Source organism: Rhizobium sp. BK491 (assembly GCF_014194925.1).
Taxonomy (GTDB): domain Bacteria; phylum Pseudomonadota; class Alphaproteobacteria; order Rhizobiales; family Rhizobiaceae; genus Rhizobium.
Genome location: NZ_JACIAR010000004.1, coordinates 325,628 through 348,747, shown reverse-complemented (window position 1 = coordinate 348,747; position 23,120 = coordinate 325,628). Strand labels below are relative to the sequence as shown.

The window sequence follows — 23,120 nt, the reverse complement described above, 5'->3', positions numbered from 1 at the left end:
TCCTCAAGCCTGGCCAATCGTCGCAGCCGGCATGCTGCGATTGGCGTGACGTTCGGCCTTGTTGAAGATGCGGTCCGACAGACTGGTCAGGACCAGATAGAGAATGCCGCCGGCGATGAAGAAGAGGAAATATTGACGGGTAGAGCCGGCTGCGACCTGGCTGGTGCGCATCAGCTCCGCAAGGCCGGTCACGGAAATCAAAGCGGAATCCTTGAGGCTGAGCTGCCAGACATTGCCGAGCCCGGGAATGGCAAAGCGGAAGACCTGCGGAATGATGATGCGGCGCAGGCGCAGGCCGCGATGCATGCCTATGGCAGACGCGGCCTCAAGCTCGCCCTTGGAAATGGCAAGATAGGCGCCGCGGAACACCTCGGCCTGATAGGCGCCGGAAATGATGCCGACGGCAAGAGCACCTGCGGCAAAAGACGGCAGACCGAGAAAGCCTTCATAGCCCAGCCATTTGCCGATGGACGTTACCGCCGAGGAGCCGCCGAAATAGATCAGATAGATGATCAAAAGCTCAGGAACGCCGCGAAAGACTGTCGTATAGATATTGCCGAGCGTCTTCAGCACCAGGCTTCCGGAGAGTTTCGCGGAGGCTATGACCACGCCCAGAACGGCGCCGATGGCCAAGGCGGTTGCCGTGACGGCAAGCGTCATCAAGGCGGCAACAAGCAGCAGCGCGCCCCATCCGTTCGAGCCGAAGCCCAGCAATTGCAAGCTTGCCATAGATCCAATCCCCGTCCGTGGCAGTTTCAGGCGTCAGGATATCATATGGTCTCCGGCCGCAAAGCCGGAGACCGATGAAAACGACCCGAGGCCGCGCTCATCAATTCGGGCTGACGTCAACCTTGAACCACTTCATCGACAGGGTCTTGATGGTACCGTCGGCAAGCGCGGACTTGATCGCCTCATTGAACTTGTCGCGCAGATCGGTATCGGCTTGGCGGATGCCGAGGCCTTCGCCTTCGCCCCAAATGGAGCCGGCGATTTCCGGGCCGGTGAAGGCGAGCGAATCATTGGCGCTGGCAAAGGCGTTCGCGAAGTAGACGGCGTCATCGAAGCCGAGATCGATACGGCCGTTCTGCAGATCGAGATCGCGGTCGGCGCCGGTCTTGTATTCGCGGATCGTGGCGATCGAACCGAAATTGTCATAGACGAACTTGGCATAGACGGTTGCAGCCTGGATGCCGATCGTCTTGCCCTTGAAGGCTTCCTTCAATACGTCGATTTCTTTGACGCCGGTCTGGCCGGGGGTCATCTTGATCGTGGTGCCGGTGCCGGCGGCATTGGCAAGCGGGCTGTCCTTGGCGGTCGCAAAAGCAGCGGGTGTCGCGGCGTAAGGAATGGTGAAGCCGATGACCTGCTTGCGCTCGTCGGTGATCGACAGAGCATCCATGATGACGTCGAACTTGCCGGCGTTCAGCGCCGGGATCATGCCGTCCCAGTCGGAAGCAACGAGCTTGCAATCGATCTTGGCTCGTTCGCACAGAACCTTGGCAAGCTCCGGCTCGAACCCGCCGAGCGTGCCGTCGGCGTTCGTCATGTTCCACGGCGCGTAGGCACCCTCCAGGGTGATCGTTGCCGTCTTCCAGTCCTTGGCGAATGCAGGCGCGGCGAAAACGGCGGCAGCTACGACGCCTGACAAGAGAAATGCACTGAATTTCATTGTGTTGAGCTCCTCTGAGGTTGAAACAGGCTTTGCAGCACTTCCTACCGATCTTCGCCGGCTTGCCCGCTTTCCCAATTAATTTTTAGGATTGATTGCGAGGTTGTATAGGGTACCATATGAGATAATTTATGATATGCAAGTAGGAAAGTTGTTTTCGAGGCAGATTCACGCGGTGCAAAGGGAATAGGCAATGAAGCGTTCCGGCGAGATGAAACGCGAACTGGCGGAAAATGATACCGCACCTCTCTATGCCGGCGTCAAGCAGATGATACTCGGCCGCATTCATAGCGGTGAGTGGCCGCCGAAATATCGCGTTCCCTCCGAAAACGAATTGGTGGTCGAGCTTGGCGTCAGTAAGATGACGGCCAATCGTGCGCTGCGAGAACTGGCCAATGAAGGCGAGCTTGTTCGCATCCAGGGCGTGGGCTCCTTCGTCGCCGAGCGCAAGGGAGCCTCCGCCCTCTTCGAGGTCCGCAACATCGCCGAGGAGATCGCCGAACGCGGCCACTCCCATCAAGCAAGCGTAATCGTACTGGCCCAGGAGGCCGCCTCGCCCGACGTAGCCGATGCGCTGGAACTCGACATCGGATCGCCGGCTTTTCATTCGCTGATCGTGCATAGCGAGAACGGCGTGCCGGTACAGATCGAGGACCGGCATGTCCATCCGGACGCCGCGCCCGATTACCTGCAGCAGGATTTTACCGAGATGACACCGAATGCCTACCTTTCGGCCGTCGCCCCGCTCAGCGGCTCGGAACATGTCGTCGAAGCCGTCATGCCGCAAGCCTGGGAATGCAAGCTGCTGACGATCCTGAAGACCGAACCCTGCCTGACGATCTGGAGGCGCACATGGTCGGCGCGCGGCATCGTGTCCACGGCGCGGCTGGTTTATCCGGGACATCGCTATCGGCTGGAGAGCCAAAGCGGCAAACCATCCGAGCGTTAGTTGTATATGGAACATAGACATTCGCGGGCTCTGAAATAGCGCTGAAGGGTGTACGAGGTTCGCTAAGTCCCGATGGAGCCGGGCAAATTACGATGCCTGGAATGAGCACTTCATAAATGAGCCCACCTAGACCATCCCCCGCGATCAGTGGCTTTGAACGCGAGCTATCATAGACTGCTCAGCAACAGGCTGGTCTCGCTGTTTGCGACGCCGTCGATCATCCGCACTTCGCGCAAGACCCGGTCGAAGTCCGACAGGCTTGTCGCGCGGATATTGGCGACGAGATCCCAATTGCCGTTCGTCGTATGCAGCGAATAGATTTCCGGCAGGCCGCGCAGCTTGCGGATGACCTGCGTCGTCGATTTCCCCACGACTTCGATCATCATGACGGCATGCACGGTCTGCTCCTCATAGTCTTCCCGGACCCTTACGGTGAAGCCGAGCAGCGTGCCGGTTTCTATCAGTCGATCCAGCCTGTTCTGCACCGTGCCGCGCGCGACGCCCAGAACATCAGACAGTTTGGAGAGCGAAGCCCGCCCATCGGCACGCAGATGAGCGATGATACGCCGGTCGAGATCATCGGGAATATACTTGGCAAGCGTCATCGCAGATCCTGATCTTGTATAATCTGTCAAAAATCCTGGGCAATTTGTATAAACTCATACCAGAACTGACACAGTTTTGCGATTTCAGTCAATCGATCCGCTTGATACCCTAGGGAAATGATTTTTATCGAGGATACGAGAATGTCCGCACCGCTCCCATCGGAAAGAGCTTTCATTCCCTTCGTCAGCGTCGAGAACATGATGCGGCTCGTCCATCACATCGGCATCGAAACCGTGCTCATCGAACTCACGGATGCTATCGAAGCGGATTTCCGCCGCTGGGACCTCTTCGACAAGACGCCCCGCGTCGCTTCCCATTCGCATGACGGCGTCATCGAGTTGATGCCCACCTCGGATGGCGCCGTCTACAGCTTCAAATATGTCAACGGCCATCCGAAGAACATGGCGCAGGGACTGCAGACGGTGACCGCCTTCGGCCTGCTTGCAGAAGTCTCGACCGGATATCCGGTGCTTCTGACGGAAATGACGCTGCTGACGGCGCTGCGCACGGCGGCCACCTCGGCGATGGCGGCCAAACATCTGGCACCGGCCAATTCGCGGCGCCTCACCCTGATCGGCAATGGCGCACAGGCGGAATTCCAGGCGCTGGCGATGAAGGCGGTCCTCGGCATCGAGGAAGTCCGCCTCTACGACATTGATCCGAGAGCAACCGAAAAGACCGTCCGCAATCTCGCCAGAACAGGCCTGCGTCTGGTGCCCTGCACCTCGGCTCAGGCTGCCATCGAAGGCGCCGATATCATCACGACGTGCACGGCCGACAAGCAATTCGCGACCATTCTGACAGACAACATGGTCGGCGCCGGCGTCCACATCAACGCCATCGGTGGCGATTGCCCCGGCAAGACGGAGCTTCATCGCGACATCCTGCTGCGCTCCGACACCTTTGTCGAATATCCGCCGCAGACCCGCATCGAAGGCGAAATCCAGCAGATGGGCGCGGACTATCCGGTCACCGAACTCTGGCAGGTCGTCAGCGGCCGGGCACCGGGCCGCAGCAGCGACGGGCAAATCACGCTCTTCGACAGCGTCGGCTTCGCGATCGAGGATTTTTCCGCTCTGCGCTATGTCCGCGAAAAGCTGGCCGGCACGGACTATTTCCAGAAGCTCGATATCATCGCCGATCCAGACGATCCGCGCGACCTCTTCGGCATGCTGCTACGGGCAGCCTGAGGCAACTCAAAGAAAGAGCGCGAAAATGATCTGATCTCCCGCACTGAAAGGGAAGCTCATCCCGGGACATCAGATCAATACAATCCGCTCCCGCCATTGACTGCGCTTAGAGGTGGCGGAACAGCTGGCAAGCGACTTCGCCCACGACAGGCGAGCGACCGCGCCCTGGAGCGGCTGGCTGGCCGTAACCGCACGTGCTTTGATAAACGCCACATATCCCCAGCAAGCCGTGCGTCCTGGCTCGTGAAAAAATGTGCCGAAACGCGTGCGCTCCCGAATTTCTGATAGCCAACTCGAAGCAAGCGTCAAATTGACGCCCAGCCAAGACGAGAGTTTATGGCGCTCCCTTTGAATGCCCCAGATATTCGTAGCGGACATTCACTTATCTCACTTAAAATACATCGAAATTAGCAATTTTCTCCCTGCACTTTGTGAGGGAGAATATGCTATGAATTCGCAAGCATCGGGGAGACCCGGCAATTCTTGCGAACTGCAGTCGCTAACGAGAGGATGCATTCTGAACATCGTGCCCGAACTGGCTAGACAACCGAACGAAATGGCTGACCTTATCTCCGGCTTCGATTGGGCAGCCACTAGTCTTGGGCCTAGGTCGGAATGGCCCGCATGCCTTAAAGCTGCCGTCGATATCATGCTCCCCGCCCAAGCTCAGATCGTTATGTTCTGGGGCGAGGACTTTATTGCACTTTACAACGACGCCTATGCGCCGACGATAGGCGACAAGCATCCTCGCGCACTCGGCCGGCCTGCGCGGGAAAACTGGGCCGAACTCTGGAGCGACCTCGAACCGCTTCTTCGCTCGGTTCTTCATGACGGCATGGCAGTCGTCGCCAAGGACCGGCCCTTCTATATCGAGCGCTACGGATATCCCGAAACGGTTTATTTCGACATTTCCTATTCGCCCGTCCGTGATGCGGACGGCCGGGCGCTCGGTGTCTTCTGCATCGTCAACGAAACGACGGAACGGGTTCGCACGGAGCAGGCGCTGCGTGAAAGTGAAGAGCTGTTTCGCGCCGTCATCTCGCAATCGACGACAGGGTTTGCCCAGTGCGAATTCGACGGCCGTTTCGTCAGGGTGAATGAGCGTTTCTGCGAAATTGTGGGCTACTCCGAGAACGAGCTTCTCGGCATGCGGACCTATGACATCACCTATGCGGACGATTTGCACGAGACTACCCGCCTGTTCGAAACGATGATGGCGACGGGAGAAAGCTTCGAGATTGAAAAACGCTATGTTCGCAAGGATGGTAGCCTCGTCTGGGTTGCAAACTCCGTTTCCGGCTTGAAAGACAGTTCGGGACGCATCCAGCGGGCCGCCGCGATCGTCACCGATATCAGTGAACGCAAGCGTGCACAGGAGGTAGAGCGGCAGCTGGCGGCTATTGTCGCCTCATCGGACGACGCCATCCTCAGCATCGATCTCAATATGATCATCACGAGCTGGAATAGCGGTGCGGAAAGGCTTTATGGACAATCGGCCGAAGAGGCCATCGGTCAGTCCGTGATGATGCTCGTTCCGGAGGACCGCAGTGACGAAGAGCCGGCGATTCTGGCGCGGATCCGTTCGGGCCAAAAGGTAGAGCCTTACGAAACCAAGCGACGCAACAAGAACGGCGAGCTTGTCGATGTTCTCCTCAGCGTTTCGCCGATCTATGACGTCTATGGCAGGATCGTGGGGGCTTCGAAGACTGCTCATGACATCAGCGCCAAGAAGGAGGCCGAGCGCCTGCAGACGGTGCTGGTGGGCGAGCTCAATCATCGTGTCAAGAATGTGCTCGCAACCGTCATGGCCATTGCACGCCAGACATTGGGAAGAGATGACGTCGACAAGGCATCCGTCGAGACCTTCGAGGCAAGGCTCTCCTCAATGGCACGTGCTCACGATTTGCTGATCCATGGCAAATGGGAGCAGGCCGAATTGACTGAAATCACAGCCCAGGCATTGTCGCCCTATCCGAAGGACCGGTTCGAAATCTCCGGCCCTGCCATCAAGCTTGCGCCGCGGGCTGTTGTTTCCATCTCGCTCGCCCTGCATGAGCTCGCAACGAATGCGGCCAAGTATGGCGCGCTTTCGGTGCCTGATGGACGCATTGCCATTACTTGGTCGCTGGAAAGCGGCGGGGCCGAACGCCTCAAGTTGCGGTGGCAGGAAGCGGGAGGACCAACCGTAACACCTCCAACCCGGAGGGGTTTCGGCTCCCGCTTGATAGAAAGTCTGCTGGCGGCAGAATTGAACGGCAAGGTCCGAATGAGTTACGAACCGAGCGGCTTGATCTGCGAAGTGGATGCTGCAGCCGGCATCGGCTGGGATCAGGATCGCGGAACGGCGGAATAAGGTCTTTCCTACGTTGAGCTGACATCGGCTCAACGCAGCCCCTTCGGCCGCGTCGCAAGCACGTTGCGGATCGAGAAGCTCGAATGGATTCGCAGCACTCCCGGCATGGTCGACAGGATATCCTTATGGATACGTTCGAAGTCGCCGGGATTGGCGACTTCGACACGCAGCAGATAGTCGGAGCCGCCTGTCATCAAAAAGCATTCCTTGATCTCGGGATGTTTGCGCACCGCCGCCTCGAAACGATCGAGATGCTCCTCCGTTTGCCGCTCGAGTGTGATGTTGATGATGACGGCGATCGATGCCTCCGCCTGCGACGTGTCCACCAGCGCCGTGTAACCGCGGATTACCCCGGCCTGCTCCATCAATTTGATGCGCCGCAGGCAGGCCGATGGCGATAGTCCCACTTCGCTTGCCAGCTTCGCATTGCTGACACGGGCATCAAGTCGAAGCAGGCGGAGAATATTGCGGTCGATGGCGTCGAGCGCGGCCATGTGGATTCTTTCAAAAAATCGCAGATCATTTCAATATCTTTGCAATTACACAATAATCAATCACTGTTTGGCGAACAATTTCACGATCCTTTCAATAATCTGCCTTTGAAGAAGTGAGGGGCGGACATGGACGGCGGCATTGTGAATTCTCGAGTGCTAAAATCGGCGATCGACAGTGGAGCATGTGGCTATCTGACGGTCGATCTGGCCGCACTATCCCGGAATTATGACAAGTTATCCGCCATCGTTGCGCCGGCAAAAACAGCTGCCGTCGTCAAGGCCGATTCCTATGGACTCGGTGCCAATCAAGTCTCGAAAGTGCTCTACGGGCGCGGGTGCCGGCATTTCTTCGTCGCCCATTTCATCGAGGCACTGCGGCTGCGCCCGCAACTCCCTGGCGATGCGACGATTTTTGTACTGAACGGCCTGTTGCCCGGCAACGAGGCTACCTGCGCCGATGGCGGCATCGTGCCTGTCATCAATTCGCTCGATCAGTTGCAGCAATGGTCGCAGACGGCACGCTCTCTTCAGCGCAGGCTCCCGGCGGTTCTGCAATTCGATACCGGCATGTCGCGGCTTGGCATACCGCCGGAAGACAGAAGCGCCGTCGCAACTCACCTGCAGGCGTCCGACGACATCGACATTCTCTTCATCATGAGTCACCTCGCCTCTGCGGACGAGACGAGCAGCGGACAGAACGCCGATCAGCTTGCCGAAATGCGTCGCGTCGCAGCGGAGTTTCCGCAGTACGATGTTTCGTTCGCAAACTCGGGCGGCATCTTTCTTGGCGGAGATTTCCATGGCTTACTGGCGCGCCCGGGGATTGCCCTTTATGGCGGCGCTCCGACCGGTGGCGTTGCCAACCCCATGGAGGCCGTCGTTCGACTCGATGTCGCAGTCGTACAGATGCGAACCGTTCCGGAGGGCGCGCGGGTCGGCTATGGCGGCGTGCATGTGACGAAGGGCCGGACCCGGCTCGCGACGATCGCCGCCGGCTATGCCGATGGCCTGCCTCGCAGCCTCAGCGATCGCGGCGCGGTCTATTACAACGGCGTTCGCCTGCCGATCGTCGGCCGCATCTCAATGGACAGCACGACAATCGATATCAGCGCCCTGCCCGAGGGTGCACTCTCTTTCGGCAGCACGGTGGAAGTTCTTGGAGATCATCAGACCGTGGATGATCTTGCGCGCGACGCCAGCTTGATTTCCTATGAAATCCTGACCAGTCTCGGCCATCGCTTCCACCGTCAATATCGCTGACCTCCCCATCTCTCAAGTCTCTGAGGACATCATGAAAGTCGTCGTTCTGGGTGCCGGCATCATCGGCGTGACGTCAGCCTATCAGCTCGCCAAGGCGGGTCACGAAGTCACGGTCATCGACCGGCAGCAGGGGCCAGCGTTGGAAACTAGCTTCGCCAATGCCGGCGAAGTCTCTTTCGGCTACTGCTCGCCCTGGGCAGCACCCGGCATCCCCATGAAGGCGATCAAGTGGCTGTTCATGCACCACGCGCCGCTGATCTTGCGCCCGAAGGTCGATGGCGCCATGCTTTCATGGCTCGTCAAGATGCTGTCGAACTGCACCTCGGAACGCTATGCGATCAACAAGAGCCGCATGCTGCGCCTGGCCGATTACAGCCGCATTTCGCTCGCTCAGCTTCGCGAAGAAACGGGCATTGCCTATGACGAACGCATGCAGGGCACGCTGCAGCTCTTCCGCACGCAAGCGCAGCTCGATGCATCCGCCAAGGACGTCAAGGCCCTGGCAGCCGATGGCATCCCCTATAAAGTGCTCGATCCCGACGGCTGCGTCAGCGTTGAACCGGCGCTCCGGCATGTCCGCGGCAAGATCGTCGGAGGTCTACTGACGCCGAAGGACGAAACCGGCGACTGCTTCAAATTCACCAATGCGCTTGCGGCGAAGGCAATCGAGCTCGGCGTAAAGTTCCAGTACGGCACGACGATCAAGGGCCTCGACGTTCAGGGGGAGCAGGCGCGCGCCGTCATGACCGACCGTGGGCGCTTGAACGCCGATGCGATCGTTGTCGCGCTCGGCAGCTATTCGCCGCTTTTGCTGAAGCCGCTCGGCATCAGCCTCTCCGTCTATCCCGTCAAGGGCTATTCGCTGACGATCCCGATCACCGATGCGTCGCGCGCGCCGGAATCGACCGTCATGGACGAAACCTACAAGATCGCCATTACCCGCCTCGGCGATCGCATCCGCGTCGGCGGCATGGCAGAGATATCCGGCTATACCAACGATCTCGGCCTTGCCCGGCGCCAGACTCTCGAGCATTCCGTCACCGACCTCTTCCCCGGGGGCGATGTTGCCAAGGCTTCCTTCTGGTCGGGCCTGCGGCCGATGACGCCGGATGGCACGCCGGTCATCGGACCGACGAAAATCAAGGGACTATTCCTCAATACCGGCCACGGCACGCTCGGATGGACCATGAGCTCCGGCTCGGCGCGCGTCATCAGCGATCTCGTCAGCGGCCGCAAGCCTGATATCGACGCGACGGACCTCGCCGTCAGCCGCTACGCCTGACAAGCGGCTTGCGCATAAGTGCTTCAGAAAAGAGGCGGGCTGCTTGCCCGCCCACTTCGATCAATGCCGTGGAATTCGTGGCAGGAAGATCGTGAACAGGCCGAGCAAGGGCAGATACGAGCAGAGCGTGTAGACGAAGGGAATGCCATGCGTGTCGGCAAAATCTCCGAGCGCCGCAGCCCCCAATCCACCCGCGCCGAAGGCGAAGCCGAAGAAGATGCCGCCGATCAGCCCGACGCGGCCGGGGATCAGCTCCTGAGCAAAGACCACGATCGCGGGGAAGGCCGAGGCCAGCACGAGGCCGATGACGACTGTCAGGACGCAGGTCCAGAACAGGTTCGCATAGGGCATGAGCAGCGCAAACGGAATGACACCGAGGATCGAGAACCAGATCACGAAACGCGCGCCAAAGCGATCGCCCACCGGGCCGCCCATGATCGTTCCGGCGGCGACGGAACCGAGGAAGAGGAACAGCATCAGCTGCGCGTCGCGGACATCGAGATGAAACTTGTCGATGACGTAGAAGGTGAAATAGCTGGATATGCTCGCCATGTAGACATTCTTCGTCGCCGTCAACAGGATGAGAATGGCAAGCGCCCACATCGCCTTGCTACGTGCGATCGGCAAGGCGCGGCTCGGCGCTGGACGGGCAGACTGCTGGCGGCGGTGATTGATGAACCAATTGCCAACCCAGCTCAGAACGATGAACCCGATCACCGCGAGCACCGAAAGCCAGGCGACGCTCTTCTGGCCGTGTTGCAGGACGAAGAAAGCGGCAATCAGCGGCCCGATTGCCGAACCGGCATTGCCGCCGAGCTGGAATAGCGACTGCGCCAGGCCATGACGTCCGCCCGACGCCAGCCGGGCGACGCGCGATGCCTCCGGATGGAAGACGGCCGAACCGAAGCCGATCAGGCTTGCAGCGATCAGGAGCACGCCGAAACTGCCGGCATAGCCAAGCAGCAGCAGTCCTGCAAAGGTGCTGACCATGCCGACCGGCAGCGAATAGGGCATCGGCCATTTGTCAGTGACGATACCGACCACCGGCTGCAGCAGCGATGCGGTGATCTGGAACATCATCGTCAGCAGGCCGATCTGCACGAAATCAAGCGCGTAATTCTCTCTGAACATCGGGTAGAGCGATGTCAAAAGCGACTGCATCGTATCGTTCAGCATATGACACGTGCTGACGGCCATGACGACCGACATCGTCGTCTTCTGATATCGGGCCTGCGTGCCCAAGACTTCCGCAACCATCGGGGTAATCCTTCCTGTGCCGGCAGATTTGCCAAGCATATGACTTGATCCGCCTTTAGCACGGCTTGCGCGTGTCCTTCTTTCGTGTTCTGGTCCAATAGTTTCTCGATTGGGCCAAAATGGAAAAGCTTTCGAAACAGTTGCTGGCAACCCTCGCCGACGATCATGTGCAGAACATGCGCTGGATGGAGGATTCGCCCGCGGATATTCTCGTCCATAGCGCCGAGCCGCCGCAGGGCTATACCGTTCCGTGGCACCGCCACCGCCGCACGCAACTGCTGTGCATCTTCGCCGGCGTCGCCCTGATCATGACAGCGCGCGGCCGCTGGATGGTGCCGCCCGGCCATGCCCTTTTCATCCCCGTTGGGCTGGAACATTCGATCGAAATCCTGAGCGATGTCAGCATGAAATCCGTCTACGTGACGCCGCGCAGCCAGCCGCCGAAGGATGAGGCCCCGCGCGTCGTGGAAGTGACGGACCTCGCCCGCAGCCTGCTATTGGAGGCCATTCGGCTGCGGGAGGCGCCCCTCAGTCATCGAAAGGCAAGGCTGGTCCTGTCGCTTCTCGTCGAGGAGATCGCGACGCTGCCGGAACGGCCCCTCGGCCTCCCCTTCCCGTCCGACCGTCGGATGGCCGCGCTCTGCCGCGACTATCTGTCCACTCCATCGCCCAACGCCAGATTGGACGATTGGGCAGAGAAGCTTTCTGTGAGCCGCCGGACGTTCACACGGCAGTTCCGCAAGGAAACCGGCATCAGCTTCACCACATGGAGACAACAAGCGAGCGTTTTCGCCTGCCTGCCACAGCTTGCCGAGGGCCAACCCGTTACCAATGTGGCGCTCGAAGCGGGCTACGAGAGCGTGGCGGCATTCACCACCATGTTCCGCCGCATGCTCGGCACCTCGCCGCGCAGCTATATGGCCGGCCGCTGGACCTTTGAGCGGCAATCGGCCTGAAGCTCCTCTTGAAATGACCGGACGCTTCCGGCAAACAGCGCCAGAGCGGCTCAGCCTTTCACGGAATCTCTGAGCCGCTCTATCTCTTTGTTTCCTTGCAATTCCGGACGGAAAACCGCTGCGCACTTTTCCTGGAATTGCACCAAGAGCGAGGGCAGGCATATGCGGCATATTTACATCGTCGGTATCGGCACGGGAAATCCGGAGCATCTCACCGTGCAGGCGATCAATGCGCTGAACGCAGCCGATGTCATTCTCATTCCCAGCAAGGGCGCGGCCAAGACGGAACTTGCCGATGTCAGGCGCGACATCTGCCAGCGCTATGTCACCAATCCGGCCACGCGTTTCGTTGGTTATGACGTGCCCTCGCGCCAGATGGCGGACCGCAGCTATGTGCAGAGCGTCGACGAATGGCATGACGCAATTTCCGCGACTTATGAGCGGTTGTTTCTGGAACATCTGACGGAGAGAGAGAGTGCTGCCTTTCTCGTCTGGGGCGATCCGGGCCTTTATGACAGCACGCTGCGCATTCTCGAGCGTGTCGTCGCTCGCGGCAAGATCGCTCTCGACTACAGCGTTGTTCCCGGCATCACCAGCATCCAGGCGCTGACGGCAAGCCATCGCATCCCACTTAACCTCGTCGGCAAGCCGGTGCAGATCACCACCGGTCGGCGGCTGGCCGAGAGCTTTCCGGGCACTGCCGAAACGGCGGTTGTCATGCTCGACGGCGAGCAAGCCTTCAGCAAGATCGATGATCCCAATGCCTATATCTATTGGGGCGCCTATCTCGGCACTCGGGATGAGATCACGATTGCCGGCAGGTTGGCTGACGTTTCCGAGCGCATTCTCGCAACCCGCGCCGAAGCCCGCGCCAGGCACGGATGGATCATGGATATCTACCTCATGCGCAAGGGGCAGGATTTCGACGATCTCGAATAAGAGCCGAATACCAAATCGTTTGCCCGCCGATCCGGTTTGTGCAAGGAAATGTCCCTTATGAAGGGCAGTTTTATGGTTGCGGCCGACACGCAGACAATGGAGGACCAGGCGTGCATCCCTCAGGGGGGAGCCGCCGAGGATGACATTGCGTCGCCCCTGCCCTCCATGGTTCGCGGTGCCTGCCCCTCGCTGAGCGCGCCGATGCAGACCGGCGACGGTCTTCTTGTTCGCTTGCGGCCATCAACGCCAGGTTTGACGGTTGCGCAACTTCGCGCCTTGGCTGAGGCTACAGAAAAGCATGGCAATGGCCTGATCGAGATCACCGCGCGGGGCAATTTTCAGCTGCGTGGCATGACGCCGCAAAGCATGCCGGGACTGGCCGCCGATATCGACCGCGCCGGCATCGTGCCGGAGAGCGGCGTCGCGATCGAAGTCCCGCCGCTCGGCGATGTCGATCCGTCGGAGATCGCCGATGCGCGTGGGGTCGCTCAACGGCTACGAAACGCCATCGATTCCCTACATCCCAAGCCAGTGCTCGCTGCCAAGCTCGCCATCATCGTCGACGGCGGCGGCCGGGTGATCCTCGATGAAATTTCGGCGGATATCCGTTTGAAGGCGATCAACGCCGTAGATGGCAGGCAACTGTGGGAGCTTGCGATTGCCGGAACACAGGCGACGGCCACGCCGCTTGCCAACTTGACCGACGAACAAGCGATTCCTGGCGTCATCACCCTGGTCAAAGCATTGACCGAAATAGGTCCTCGCGCTCGCGGCCGCGATCTGGACATTTCCTCTTTGCAAGCGCAACTTCCGGCCGCTCCCCATTCCTCACCCGTCGAAAGCGCTACCCCGGCCTCGCCTGTCGGCCTCATCCCGCTCGGCAAGCAGCATGCGGCCCTCGGCCTGCGACCGGCCTTCGGTCGGATCCACGCCCGAGATCTCATCCGCTTTCTCGACGCGGCTGAGGTGGCGGGAGTGCATGATATTCGGACGGGGCCGACGCACAGCCTGCTATTGCTCGGGCTTCCTCGCGATCGCATTGAAGACATCCTAGCCACGGCAACTGAATGCGGCTTTCAAACACGCACTGACGATCCGGCCAATTATGCAATCCCATGCTCCGGCGCCGGCGCATGTGCCTCTGCGCATTATTCAACGAGGCAGGCAGCCGCAGATCTCATCAACTTAGCCTCCGACCTGCTTGACGGCTCGCTCCAAGTGCACCTATCCGGCTGCGCCAAAGGCTGCGCCCATCCGTCTCCGGCAATGCTGACCATTGTCGGTGCTGCAACGGGCTATGCTATTGTCGTAAATGGGTCATCATCATCAGAGCCGGTGGCTTACATCCACAAGGAAGACCTGAAATCAGCTCTGACTGCGCTCGGGAAACTGGTACGGAACAACAAAGCTGCTGGCGAATCGGCACAGCAGTGTCTTAAACGGCTCGGCCGGGACGCAATCGCGACGGCTTTACGACAGGGATAGAAATGCCTGACTATGACTATATCCGTGAGGGGGATGCGATCTATGAACGCTCCTTCGCGATCATCCGCAGCGAAGCCGATCTCCAGCGTTTTCCCGAAGCCGAGGCCGATGTCGCAGTCCGCATGATCCATGCCTGCGGATTGGTGGAAGCAGCAGAGCATTTTCTCTTCTCCCCCGATTTCGTCGCATCCGCCCGCAAGGCGCTCTCTGCCGGCGCACCGATCTTCTGCGACGCGGAGATGGTCGCCCGCGGTGTCACCCGCGCACGCCTGCCGGCCGCCAACGATGTCATCTGCACCTTGCAGGATCCGCGCACGGCGGAGATCGCCAAGTCAATCGGCAACACGCGTTCGGCTGCGGCCATGCATCTTTGGACCGATCGCCTTGCCGGCTCCGTCGTTGCCATCGGCAATGCACCGACCGCCCTCTTCCACCTTCTGGAAATGCTGCGTGACGGCGCTCCGAAGCCTGCCGCCATCATCGGCATGCCCGTCGGCTTCGTCGGCGCGGCGGAATCGAAGGATGCGCTTGCCGAGAACTCCTACGGCGTTCCTTTTGCCATTGTGCGCGGCCGGCTTGGCGGCAGTGCCATGACGGCAGCCGCGATCAACGCTCTCGCGAGGCCTGGCCTATGAGCGCGCCGTCCAATGGAAGCCTGATCGGTGTCGGCACCGGCCCCGGCGATCCCGAACTGTTGACGGTCAAGGCCGTCAAGGCCTTGGAGCGCGCCGACGTGGTTGCCTACTTCGCCAAGCAGGGCAGAGGCGGCAACGGCAAGGCCATCGTCAGCGAGTTTCTGAGAACAGACGTAAAGCTGCTGCCGCTTTACTATCCGGTCACGACCGAGATCGACAAGGACGCGCCGGAATATCTCCATCAGATCACCGCTTTCTACGACGCTTCGGCCGAGATGGTGGCGGCGCATCTTCGCGAGGGGAAGACGGTTGCCGTGCTTAGCGAAGGCGATCCGCTGTTTTACGGTTCCTACATGCACCTGCATGTGCGCCTTGCCGATCGCTTTCCTACAGAGGTCATCCCTGGCGTGACGGCCATGTCCGGCTGCTGGTCGCTCGCCGGCTTGCCGATGGTGCAGGGAGACGACGTTCTCTCCGTGCTGCCGGGAACGATGGCGGAGGCTGAGCTTACCCGCCGCCTGGGCGATACACAGGCGGCCGTCATCATGAAAGTCGGCCGCAACCTGCCAAAAATCCGCCGCGCGCTCGATGCCGCGGGCCGGCTGGGGGAAGCGATTTACGTCGAGCGTGGCACGATGGCGAACGGTGCCATGACGCCGCTTGCCAGCCGCGACGATGCCGAGGCGCCCTATTTCTCTCTTGTGCTGGTTCCTGGCTGGGAAAGCAGACCATGAGCGGGCGTCTCTATGTCATCGGCACCGGCCCCGGCAAGCCTGAGCAGACGACGCCGGAGGCGCTGGCTGCGGTCGCGGACGCTCATGAATTTTACGGTTACGGTCCTTATCTCGACCGCCTGACGCTGCGCGACGACCAGATCCGTCAGGCATCGGACAATCGCGAGGAATTGGACCGCGCCAAGGTGGCGCTGCAGCGGGCCTCAGCCGGCATTAATGTCTGCGTCGTCTCTGGCGGCGATCCCGGTGTTTTTGCCATGGCGGCCGCCGTTTGCGAGGCGATCGATGACGGTCCAGCAGAATGGCGGACGGTAGACCTTATCGTCGTGCCGGGTATCACGGCCATGCTTGCCGTTGCGGCCCGGATCGGCGCGCCGCTCGGACATGATTTCTGTGCGATCTCGCTTTCGGACAATCTGAAGCCCTGGCCGCTGATCGAGAGTCGTCTCCGCGCCGTCGCCGAAGCGGGCTTCGTGATCGCGCTCTACAATCCGATCAGCAAGGCTCGCCCCTGGCAGCTCGGCAAGGCCTTCGAAATCCTGCGCGCCCTACTGCCCGGTGAAACACCTGTCGTCTTCGGCCGGGCCGCCGGTCGTCCAGACGAGAGGATGACGATCGCTGGGCTCGCGAATGCCGAGGCCTCGCAGGCAGATATGGCGACCTGCGTTATCATCGGCTCGGCCGAAACGCGCGTCATCGCCCGCGAAGGCCATCCAGATTTGGTCTATACGCCGCGTTTCATCAGGGAAGAGGCGAAATGATCGATCCTACCGAGCGCAGCGTCTACCGTTTCGACCACCGGCAGACCGGCGGCCTCAGCGCGCTCGACCATGATCACCTTGATGCCAAGCTGCCTTGCGGCCTCGATCTTCCCATAGGTCGCGTCACCGCCGCTGTTTTTGGCGACGACGACCTCGATCTGATGCTGTCGCAGCATGTCGAGTTCGTCGGCCAACCGGAACGGACCGCGACCATGGATGTAATTGACATACGGAACCGCCAGCGGCGGTTCGACGGGATCGACGCTGCGGACCCAATAATGGTGCTGCGGCGCGGCGTTCGCCTGATGCGCCTCCTGCCGGCCGGTCGCGAGGAAAACGCGCAGGGACGCATCGCCGAGGGCGGCGATAGCCTGCGAGACGCTGTGCACGGAAAGCCAATCATCGCCTTCGACCGGCACCCACGCCGGACGGCGCAGCGCGAAGGCGGACACATGGCATTCAGCAGCCGCGGCTGCGGCATTGGCCGAGATGCGGGCTGCGAAGGGATGCGTGGCATCGATCAACAGGTCGATCTCTTCGTCACTGACATAGCGGGCAAGCCCCTCTGCGCCGCCGAAACCACCGCTGCGCACCGGAACGGGCTGCGGGGCGGGATCGGTGGTTCTGCCGGCAAGCGACAGGACGACCTCGAGATCGGCTCGCGAGGCAAGAGCTGCCGCCAGCGCTCGGGCCTCCGTCGTGCCGCCGAGGATCAGAATACGGGCCTTGCCCATGGCTGAGACACCTTCAATTCAACGCTGGCTCACTCTTATCGGCATCGGCGAAGACGGTCCAGCCGGTCTCGGCGACGAGGCCAAACGGCAGATCGCCTCGGCACCGGTCGTCTTCGGCGGGAGGCGCCATATCGAGTTGATGAGCTCGCTGATATCAGGCGAAACGCAAGCATGGCTTTCGCCATTCGAAAAATCCGTCGAGGCGGTGCTTGCCCGGCGCGGCAAGCCGACGGTGGTTCTCGCATCAGGCGATCCCTTTTTCTACGGCGTCGGCGCGACACTTTCGCGGAGCATTCCGGCCGCTGAAATGACTGTTATCCCGGCGCCCTCCTCCTTCAGCCTCGCCGCTTCGCACCTCGGCTGGCCTTTGCAGGAGACGACGGTTCTCTCGCTGCACGGACGGCCGATCGATCTGATCCGGCCGCATCTGCATGCCGGCCGCAAAATCCTGGTGCTGACGTCCGACGGCAAAGGTCCTGCCGAATTGGCGGCCCTGCTGCAAAGCTCCGGCTTCGGCCCATCTGAGCTTACGGTTCTGGAAGCGCTGGGCGGCCCGCATGAAAAGACCTCTCGCCAGAGTGCGGCCGATTTTTCCCTATCCGGCATCAACGATCTGAATATCTGCGGCGTCGAGGTCAAGGCGGACGCTGGCGCACGAATCCTGCCGCTGAGCGCGGGTCTTCCCGACGAGCTTTTCGAACATGACGGCCAGATCACCAAGCGGGAGATTCGCGCGATGACGCTATCGGCGCTCGCCCCGCGCCATGGCGAACTGCTCTGGGATATCGGCGCCGGCTCCGGTTCGATCGGCATCGAATGGATGCTGGCCGATCCCTCGCTGCGCGCCATTGCCATCGAAGCATCGCCCGAGCGTACGGCGCGTATCCGCCGTAATGCCGGCAATTTCGGCGTACCTGGCCTGGTGATTGTCGAAGGCGAGGCGCCGGCTGCTCTTTCTGACCTCGCTGCGCCCGATGCGATCTTCATTGGCGGCGGCGGCAGCGATCCCGGCGTACTCGAGGCGGCTATCAACGGATTGAAAAGCGGCGGCAGGCTGGTTGCCAATGCCGTTACGACGGAAATGGAAGCGCTACTGCTGGCCGAGCACACGCGCCGGGGCGGCTCGCTGATCCGCATCGACATTGCGCGCGCCGCACCTGTCGGACGCATGACCGGCTGGCGGCCGGCCATGCCGGTAACGCAATGGTCGTGGACCAAGCCATAATTGAGATCGAGGTAGAGTGATGACAGTGCATTTCATTGGCGCGGGCCCAGGAGCCGCCGACCTGATCACGGTGCGCGGCCGGGACCTGATCGGCAAATGCCCGGTCTGCCTCTATGCCGGCTCGATCGTTTCGCCGGAACTGCTGCAATATTGCCCGCCCGGCGCCCGCATTATCGACACGGCGCCGATGTCGCTCGACGAGATCGAGGCGGAATATCTGAAAGCAGCCGAAGCAGGCGAGGATGTTGCGCGTCTGCATTCCGGCGACCTCTCGGTCTGGAGCGCGGTCGCCGAACAGATCCGCCGGTTGGAAAAGCATGGCATCGACTATACGCTGACCCCCGGCGTCCCGGCCTTTGCGGCTGCAGCTTCCGCGCTCGGCCGCGAGCTGACCATCCCGGCTATCGCTCAAAGTCTCGTCCTGACTCGTGTTTCAGGCCGTGCCTCGCCCATGCCGAACAACGAGACGCTGGAAAAATTTGGCGCGACCGGCGCCACGCTCGCGATCCATCTGGCAATCCACGCGCTCAAAGAGGTCGTCGAGGATCTGGCGCCGCTATACGGCGCAGACTGCCCGGTTGCGATCGTCGTCAAGGCATCCTGGCCCGACGAGCGGATCATTCGGGGCACGCTTGCGACGATCGAAGCGAAAGTGGCCGCCGATCCGATAGAACGCACGGCCCTGATCTTTGTCGGTGCATCGCTTGGCGCCAGCGATTTCCGCGAAAGCTCGCTCTACGACCCGACCTATCAGCGTCGCTTCCGTGGCCGTCAATAACGCCGGGCACCGTTGCAAATCCGCTCGAAATTTCCTCTAGTCGATCGCGGCAAGCCACGGGGCAAAAGAGGATCGGGATATGCAGCGGATTACCATTACCATCGACGACGATCTTCTGGAGACGATTGACCAGATCAGCGCACAGCGCGGTTATGCCAGCCGTTCGGAAACCTTGCGCGATCTCGTTCGCGACGCCGTTACGCGCGCGCAGCCGACCGTGGATGGCGAAGCCAGATGCTACGCCGCCCTCGCCTATGTCTATGAACATGAAACCCGCGATCTGTCGCGCCGCCTGACGACAGCGCAGCACGATCACCATGATCTTTCGATCTCGACACTTCATGTTCACATCGATGGGCATGATTGCCTCGAAGTCTCCGTGCTGAAGGGCAAGACGGATGACATCAGGGCATTTGCCGACAGCGTGGTGACGCAGCGCGGCGTGCGCTTCGGAAACCTGCACATCATCCCATCGGACGACGGCGCGAAGCACTCCGACACGCATTCGCACGATTGAGCGGGCAGGCAGGCTCCCCCGCGGACTACTCGGTCAGAGCCGATCGGCGATATAAGCCATGCTCTCCTTGATAGCCACAACCGGCTCCTTCAACGCATGCACCGTCGGGGCAAAGGGCTCGAAGGATGCCGGACCGGCATAGCCAGCAGAGAGCAGCGCTCGGAGCTGACCGACATTATCGAGACGATCCCTCGCATCGACAAGAACACGATGCGGATCGCGCATGTCCCCAACGGAAACATCGGGATCGCTGACGCCGGAAATATGCACGAGACCCGTCAGTTCGGGGAAGGTTGCCGCCTCACCAGCGAGATGGTGATGGAATGTATCGTGCACGAGAAGGAAGGTGGATCTCGCACCGAGTTCCTCGATCGCAGCCGCCGCCTCGCTCTTTAGGCGCAGCGAGCAGATCTCGAAGCCGAGCGGCTCTACCAGGCCGATGATGCCGGCCGCTTCCAGCATCGGCTTCAGGGCTGACAGCGCCTTGCGGAGATTGGCATGCCGCGCCTCCGGCTCGCGGCCGCTGCCGTCGTTGACCGGAACGAGGACGAGCGCCCTGGCGCCGCAATCGCGCGCATAGTCGATCAGCTCCGCTGCCTCCCGGGCACGCTCGTCATTCCACTCATTGAAACGCTGCAGAGCGTTGATCGAGATGATCGTCAGCCCATGTCGCGCCGCGAGCTCCTTGACGGCCGCTGCCGGCGTACCATCCAGGATCGCGTTCCCGGCAAGGTCATTGCGGATCTCGACGCTATCGATGCCGAGCTCTTTTGCGGCGGCAAAGAACGATTCGAGCCTCAATGACGGCGCACACATATGATTGAGCGCGAAACGAATGGAACTCATGATGGGCACTCCTCCTCAAGGCGTCCGGCAGCAAGAGACATTCCAGATCCGCTGCGCCTGCTTTGCGAAGAACTAGCGACATTCCTGTCCTTCTTCCATCGGCATCGGCCATCATTCCTGATAGAATTCTTGAGATAATGATAGAATTACATCACCCTTGTTAGATGTTTTCCGAGACGAAAATTTCAAAGGGCAGGAAGCTTTGGCCGGGAACAGCGCCCTCATCGCTCTCGACGGACTTGATCATCAGGCTCATCAGTTCCTTGCAAAGCGCCGGCAGCGGCGTGCCGATCGCCATGGCTACGACATCGTCGGCAAGCGCTGCCCTCGATTCCGTCGTCAACTCGTTGACGACGGCGATCAGCTTGCCGGATAAACGCTCCTCGCGTATGGCGGAAATCGCGCCCTCCATGCCGCCGCCGCAGACGTAGAAACCAATGAGATCGGGATGCTTCTGCAGGAGATCGAGCGTCGCCTCATGGGTAATCTCGGGCGTGTCGAGATTGATGAGCGTATCCAGCACCTCGAATTCCGGGGCATTTTCGCGGAAATAGGAGCGAAAGCCGATTTCGCGCAGCTCATGGCCGAGGAAGCGGTGGCTGCCGACAAAACAGGCGACCTTTCCCGGACGCCGTGCGGAGCGTGCGATGATCCAGGCGGCCGTGCGTCCGACCTTGCGGTTATCGATACCGATATAGCCCTGGCGCGCGGTGGTGGAAAAATCTGACAGGAGGGAAAAGACCGGAATGCCTTTTTCCTTCAACTCCTCGATTGCTGCGGTGACCGCCGGATAATCCGGTGCGACGAGCGCGACGGCCTGACTGCGTGATGCCACCGTCTTCAGCTTCTCGACGATCGCTGTCGGGGTCGAGGCTGCGACGAAATCGATCTGCGCGTTGATGCGCGCTGTCGTGACTGCCTGCGCTGCCGCCGCAATCTCCCTGGCAAATGCCTGGTAGAAAGCCTGAACCGGTTTCTGCAGGACGAAGCCCAACCGATATTGCGGCAAGTCCTCGAAGACGCGCTGACGCAGGAGGCCCACGGCATGATAGCCGATTTCCTGCGCCGCCTCATAGACGCGGCGTGCCGTTTCTTCCCGTACGCGATGGCGCCCATTCAGCACGCGATCGATCGTTGCGACGCTGACGCCGGACGCCTTGGCAAGATCCGCTATGGTGGGGCGACGCATGGCTACTCCTGAAATATGTCATCATTTATGACGTCAGAGTTTGATATGTTTTGATAGATTCCATCATTCATGCATTGAGGCAAGCGAAAAGTAGATCTATCGTTTTGGGCATCGAGGGCGGTGCGCTGTTGCACATCGCGGGAGGCGGGAATGACGACGATAATCAAGCGTGACTATGATCTGCTCGGCGAAAGCGGCAGGCTGGCGGTGGAAACCGGACTTGCGGCCGCCGAATGGTATCATACAGATGTGCCGCGCAAGGACATGAAGGCGCTGATGCAGCGCTCGGATGCGCCGGCGATCCGCGACACCATCATCTGGCTTGGCAGCATGGTGGTCTTCGCAGCACTTGGTGTCTACTTCTGGGGCTCCTGGATCTGTGTCCCCTTCTTCCTGGCCTATGGTGTGCTCTACGGTTCGGCCTCCGACAGCCGCTGGCATGAATGCGGCCATGGCACGGCGTTCAAGACACGCTGGATGAACGACGCGGTCTATCAGCTCGCCTGCTTCATGATCATGCGCAATCCGGTCACCTGGCGCTGGAGCCATGCACGCCACCACACCGATACCGTCATTGTCGGCCGCGATCCGGAGATCGCCGTCATGCGGCCGCCGGATCTTCTTCGCCTCGTCCTGAATTTCTTCGGCATCCTCGATGCCTGGCATGCGATCGCCGACATGCTGCGCAATGCTTGCGGCGTCGTCAGTGCGGCAGAAAAAACCTTCATTCCCGAGATGGAGCAGCCGAAGGCCATTCGCATCGCCCGCATCTGGCTGGCCATCTATATCGCCACCATTGCGAGCGCGATCGCCATGGGCTCGATCCTACCGCTGATGTTGGTCGGCCTTCCCCGGCTCTATGGCGCCTGGCATCATGTTCTGACCGGCCTGCTGCAGCATGGCGGCCTTGCCGACAATGTCGTCGACCACCGGCTGAACAGCCGCACCGTCATGATGAACCCGATCAGCCGCTTCATCTATTGGAACATGAACTACCATGTCGAACATCATATGTTCCCGATGGTGCCCTACCACGCCCTGCCGAAGCTGCATGCGATGATCAAGCATGATCTGCCGGCGCCGAATTCGTCCATCTGGTCCGGCTATCGCGAGATGATCCCGGCATTCCTGCGGCAATTGCGCAACGAGGATTATTTCTTGAAGCGCGAGCTGCCGCCGACGGCGCGGCCTTACCGCGAGGAATTTCACGGCGAGTTACCGGCCGCCGCAGCTCAATAAATCGGACATAAAAAGGGAGGAA

At 60.6% G+C, this 23,120-nt stretch carries 24 protein-coding genes; 15 read left to right on the top strand and 9 right to left on the bottom strand.

All coding sequences use genetic code 11. From position 1 onward, the window contains the following. Window positions 1–3: 3 nt before the first annotated feature. Together FHX05_RS19945 and FHX05_RS19940 are read right to left on the bottom strand one after the other, a co-directional pair. Complete coding sequence (locus tag FHX05_RS19945) at window positions 4–729, bottom strand: ABC transporter permease subunit (protein ID WP_183874011.1); 726 nt, start codon at window positions 727–729, stop codon at window positions 4–6. A gap of 100 nt (window positions 730–829) precedes the next feature. Next, complete coding sequence (locus tag FHX05_RS19940; protein WP_112399562.1) at window positions 830–1,669, bottom strand: transporter substrate-binding domain-containing protein; 840 nt, start codon at window positions 1,667–1,669, stop codon at window positions 830–832. A gap of 193 nt (window positions 1,670–1,862) precedes the next feature. Between FHX05_RS19940 and hutC the strand changes: the two genes are divergently transcribed. Continuing rightward, complete coding sequence (hutC, locus tag FHX05_RS19935) at window positions 1,863–2,618, top strand: histidine utilization repressor (protein ID WP_183874009.1); 756 nt, start codon at window positions 1,863–1,865, stop codon at window positions 2,616–2,618. A gap of 167 nt (window positions 2,619–2,785) precedes the next feature. Here the strand turns inward: hutC and FHX05_RS19930 are convergent, their stop codons facing one another. Beyond that, entirely contained in the window at window positions 2,786–3,223 is a 438-nt protein-coding gene (locus tag FHX05_RS19930) for an Lrp/AsnC family transcriptional regulator (protein ID WP_015343394.1), read from the bottom strand. A 141-nt stretch (window positions 3,224–3,364) separates the two neighbouring features. Between FHX05_RS19930 and FHX05_RS19925 the strand changes: the two genes are divergently transcribed. Then, window positions 3,365–4,414, top strand: coding sequence for an ornithine cyclodeaminase (locus FHX05_RS19925; protein ID WP_015343395.1), 1,050 nt, complete (start codon window positions 3,365–3,367; stop codon window positions 4,412–4,414). Between the two features lie 69 nt (window positions 4,415–4,483). Here the strand turns inward: FHX05_RS19925 and FHX05_RS19920 are convergent, their stop codons facing one another. Then, window positions 4,484–4,792, bottom strand: a complete 309-nt coding sequence (locus FHX05_RS19920) for a hypothetical protein (protein ID WP_183874007.1) — start codon at window positions 4,790–4,792, stop codon at window positions 4,484–4,486. Between the two features lie 178 nt (window positions 4,793–4,970). Between FHX05_RS19920 and FHX05_RS19915 the strand changes: the two genes are divergently transcribed. After that, a complete protein-coding gene (locus tag FHX05_RS19915; RefSeq protein ID WP_183874005.1) occupies window positions 4,971–6,767 on the top strand; it encodes a PAS domain S-box protein in 1,797 nt (598 codons plus the stop codon). A 29-nt stretch (window positions 6,768–6,796) separates the two neighbouring features. Here FHX05_RS19915 and FHX05_RS19910 read toward each other — a convergent pair whose 3' ends face one another. Then, window positions 6,797–7,261, bottom strand: a complete 465-nt coding sequence (locus tag FHX05_RS19910) for an Lrp/AsnC family transcriptional regulator (protein ID WP_015343397.1) — start codon at window positions 7,259–7,261, stop codon at window positions 6,797–6,799. Window positions 7,262–7,387: 126 nt separating this feature from the next. On the opposite strand from FHX05_RS19910, the gene alr reads away from it, so the two are divergent. Both alr and FHX05_RS19900 read left to right on the top strand, forming a co-directional pair. Then, complete coding sequence (alr, locus tag FHX05_RS19905; RefSeq protein WP_183874003.1) at window positions 7,388–8,521, top strand: alanine racemase; 1,134 nt, start codon at window positions 7,388–7,390, stop codon at window positions 8,519–8,521. A gap of 31 nt (window positions 8,522–8,552) precedes the next feature. Beyond that, on the top strand, window positions 8,553–9,803 hold the full coding sequence (locus FHX05_RS19900; RefSeq protein WP_183874001.1) for a D-amino acid dehydrogenase: 1,251 nt from the start codon (window positions 8,553–8,555) through the stop codon (window positions 9,801–9,803). Between the two features lie 60 nt (window positions 9,804–9,863). On the opposite strand, the gene FHX05_RS19895 is transcribed toward FHX05_RS19900, so the two are convergent. Beyond that, window positions 9,864–11,060 (bottom strand): MFS transporter, encoded by a 1,197-nt coding sequence (locus tag FHX05_RS19895; RefSeq protein ID WP_112608796.1) that lies wholly within the window; start codon window positions 11,058–11,060, stop codon window positions 9,864–9,866. A gap of 119 nt (window positions 11,061–11,179) precedes the next feature. Here FHX05_RS19895 and FHX05_RS19890 point away from each other — a divergent pair, with 119 nt between their 5' ends. From FHX05_RS19890 to FHX05_RS19865, 6 genes are all read left to right on the top strand, one after another. Continuing rightward, complete coding sequence (locus tag FHX05_RS19890; RefSeq protein ID WP_112608794.1) at window positions 11,180–12,016, top strand: helix-turn-helix transcriptional regulator; 837 nt, start codon at window positions 11,180–11,182, stop codon at window positions 12,014–12,016. 162 nt (window positions 12,017–12,178) lie between these two features. Further along, the gene (cobF, locus tag FHX05_RS19885) at window positions 12,179–12,955 is read left to right on the top strand and encodes a precorrin-6A synthase (deacetylating) (RefSeq protein ID WP_183873999.1); all 777 of its coding nucleotides are present in this window, start codon (window positions 12,179–12,181) and stop codon (window positions 12,953–12,955) included. A gap of 57 nt (window positions 12,956–13,012) precedes the next feature. After that, window positions 13,013–14,440 carry a precorrin-3B synthase gene (gene cobG / locus FHX05_RS19880; protein WP_183873997.1) on the top strand — a complete coding sequence of 476 codons (1,428 nt, stop codon included), beginning with the start codon at window positions 13,013–13,015 and terminating at the stop codon, window positions 14,438–14,440. A gap of 2 nt (window positions 14,441–14,442) precedes the next feature. Further along, complete coding sequence (locus FHX05_RS19875; RefSeq protein WP_183873995.1) at window positions 14,443–15,075, top strand: precorrin-8X methylmutase; 633 nt, start codon at window positions 14,443–14,445, stop codon at window positions 15,073–15,075. After that, complete coding sequence (locus FHX05_RS19870) at window positions 15,072–15,809, top strand: precorrin-2 C(20)-methyltransferase (RefSeq protein ID WP_112608786.1); 738 nt, start codon at window positions 15,072–15,074, stop codon at window positions 15,807–15,809. Before FHX05_RS19875 ends, FHX05_RS19870 begins: the two co-directional genes overlap by 4 nt. Then, window positions 15,806–16,570 (top strand): precorrin-3B C(17)-methyltransferase, encoded by a 765-nt coding sequence (locus tag FHX05_RS19865; RefSeq protein ID WP_183873993.1) that lies wholly within the window; start codon window positions 15,806–15,808, stop codon window positions 16,568–16,570. The genes FHX05_RS19870 and FHX05_RS19865 overlap by 4 nt, the downstream gene beginning before the upstream one ends. Here FHX05_RS19865 and FHX05_RS19860 read toward each other — a convergent pair. Continuing rightward, window positions 16,534–17,304, bottom strand: a complete 771-nt coding sequence (locus FHX05_RS19860; RefSeq protein WP_183873991.1) for a cobalt-precorrin-6A reductase — start codon at window positions 17,302–17,304, stop codon at window positions 16,534–16,536. The genes FHX05_RS19865 and FHX05_RS19860 overlap by 37 nt on opposite strands. Between FHX05_RS19860 and cbiE the strand changes: the two genes are divergently transcribed. From cbiE to nikR, 3 genes are all read left to right on the top strand, one after another. Next, the gene (gene cbiE, locus FHX05_RS19855; RefSeq protein WP_183874466.1) at window positions 17,288–18,529 is read left to right on the top strand and encodes a precorrin-6y C5,15-methyltransferase (decarboxylating) subunit CbiE; all 1,242 of its coding nucleotides are present in this window, start codon (window positions 17,288–17,290) and stop codon (window positions 18,527–18,529) included. The two genes, FHX05_RS19860 and cbiE, sit on opposite strands and share 17 nt — an antisense overlap. Before the next feature lie 19 nt (window positions 18,530–18,548). After that, complete coding sequence (gene cobM, locus FHX05_RS19850; protein ID WP_183873989.1) at window positions 18,549–19,307, top strand: precorrin-4 C(11)-methyltransferase; 759 nt, start codon at window positions 18,549–18,551, stop codon at window positions 19,305–19,307. 79 nt (window positions 19,308–19,386) lie between these two features. Continuing rightward, on the top strand, window positions 19,387–19,824 hold the full coding sequence (gene nikR / locus FHX05_RS19845) for a nickel-responsive transcriptional regulator NikR (RefSeq protein WP_112335808.1): 438 nt from the start codon (window positions 19,387–19,389) through the stop codon (window positions 19,822–19,824). A gap of 33 nt (window positions 19,825–19,857) precedes the next feature. Here the strand turns inward: nikR and FHX05_RS19840 are convergent, their stop codons facing one another. Both FHX05_RS19840 and FHX05_RS19835 read right to left on the bottom strand, forming a co-directional pair. After that, entirely contained in the window at window positions 19,858–20,670 is an 813-nt protein-coding gene (locus tag FHX05_RS19840; protein ID WP_183711530.1) for a TIM barrel protein, read from the bottom strand. Window positions 20,671–20,830: 160 nt separating this feature from the next. Continuing rightward, entirely contained in the window at window positions 20,831–21,859 is a 1,029-nt protein-coding gene (locus FHX05_RS19835) for a LacI family DNA-binding transcriptional regulator (RefSeq protein WP_183873987.1), read from the bottom strand. Window positions 21,860–22,009: 150 nt separating this feature from the next. Between FHX05_RS19835 and FHX05_RS19830 the strand changes: the two genes are divergently transcribed. Beyond that, window positions 22,010–23,098 (top strand): fatty acid desaturase family protein, encoded by a 1,089-nt coding sequence (locus FHX05_RS19830; protein WP_112608770.1) that lies wholly within the window; start codon window positions 22,010–22,012, stop codon window positions 23,096–23,098. The last annotated feature ends 22 nt before the right edge of the window (window positions 23,099–23,120 follow it).

Coding starts and splice junctions, on each gene's coding strand:
- cobG (WP_183873997.1), top strand. CDS start 13,013: ATGAAGGGCAGTTTTATGGTTGCGGCCGACACGCAGACAATGGAGGAC.
- FHX05_RS19860 (WP_183873991.1), bottom strand. CDS start 17,304: ATGGGCAAGGCCCGTATTCTGATCCTCGGCGGCACGACGGAGGCCCGA.
- FHX05_RS19870 (WP_112608786.1), top strand. CDS start 15,072: ATGAGCGCGCCGTCCAATGGAAGCCTGATCGGTGTCGGCACCGGCCCC.
- FHX05_RS19900 (WP_183874001.1), top strand. CDS start 8,553: ATGAAAGTCGTCGTTCTGGGTGCCGGCATCATCGGCGTGACGTCAGCC.
- FHX05_RS19910 (WP_015343397.1), bottom strand. CDS start 7,261: ATGGCCGCGCTCGACGCCATCGACCGCAATATTCTCCGCCTGCTTCGA.
- FHX05_RS19920 (WP_183874007.1), bottom strand. CDS start 4,792: ATGTCCGCTACGAATATCTGGGGCATTCAAAGGGAGCGCCATAAACTC.
- FHX05_RS19930 (WP_015343394.1), bottom strand. CDS start 3,223: ATGACGCTTGCCAAGTATATTCCCGATGATCTCGACCGGCGTATCATC.
- FHX05_RS19925 (WP_015343395.1), top strand. CDS start 3,365: ATGTCCGCACCGCTCCCATCGGAAAGAGCTTTCATTCCCTTCGTCAGC.
- FHX05_RS19865 (WP_183873993.1), top strand. CDS start 15,806: ATGAGCGGGCGTCTCTATGTCATCGGCACCGGCCCCGGCAAGCCTGAG.
- FHX05_RS19830 (WP_112608770.1), top strand. CDS start 22,010: ATGACGACGATAATCAAGCGTGACTATGATCTGCTCGGCGAAAGCGGC.
- alr (WP_183874003.1), top strand. CDS start 7,388: ATGGACGGCGGCATTGTGAATTCTCGAGTGCTAAAATCGGCGATCGAC.
- hutC (WP_183874009.1), top strand. CDS start 1,863: ATGAAGCGTTCCGGCGAGATGAAACGCGAACTGGCGGAAAATGATACC.
- FHX05_RS19940 (WP_112399562.1), bottom strand. CDS start 1,669: ATGAAATTCAGTGCATTTCTCTTGTCAGGCGTCGTAGCTGCCGCCGTT.
- FHX05_RS19915 (WP_183874005.1), top strand. CDS start 4,971: ATGGCTGACCTTATCTCCGGCTTCGATTGGGCAGCCACTAGTCTTGGG.
- FHX05_RS19875 (WP_183873995.1), top strand. CDS start 14,443: ATGCCTGACTATGACTATATCCGTGAGGGGGATGCGATCTATGAACGC.
- cobF (WP_183873999.1), top strand. CDS start 12,179: ATGCGGCATATTTACATCGTCGGTATCGGCACGGGAAATCCGGAGCAT.
- nikR (WP_112335808.1), top strand. CDS start 19,387: ATGCAGCGGATTACCATTACCATCGACGACGATCTTCTGGAGACGATT.
- FHX05_RS19945 (WP_183874011.1), bottom strand. CDS start 729: ATGGCAAGCTTGCAATTGCTGGGCTTCGGCTCGAACGGATGGGGCGCG.
- FHX05_RS19895 (WP_112608796.1), bottom strand. CDS start 11,060: ATGGTTGCGGAAGTCTTGGGCACGCAGGCCCGATATCAGAAGACGACG.
- cobM (WP_183873989.1), top strand. CDS start 18,549: ATGACAGTGCATTTCATTGGCGCGGGCCCAGGAGCCGCCGACCTGATC.
- FHX05_RS19835 (WP_183873987.1), bottom strand. CDS start 21,859: ATGCGTCGCCCCACCATAGCGGATCTTGCCAAGGCGTCCGGCGTCAGC.
- FHX05_RS19840 (WP_183711530.1), bottom strand. CDS start 20,670: ATGAGTTCCATTCGTTTCGCGCTCAATCATATGTGTGCGCCGTCATTG.
- FHX05_RS19890 (WP_112608794.1), top strand. CDS start 11,180: ATGGAAAAGCTTTCGAAACAGTTGCTGGCAACCCTCGCCGACGATCAT.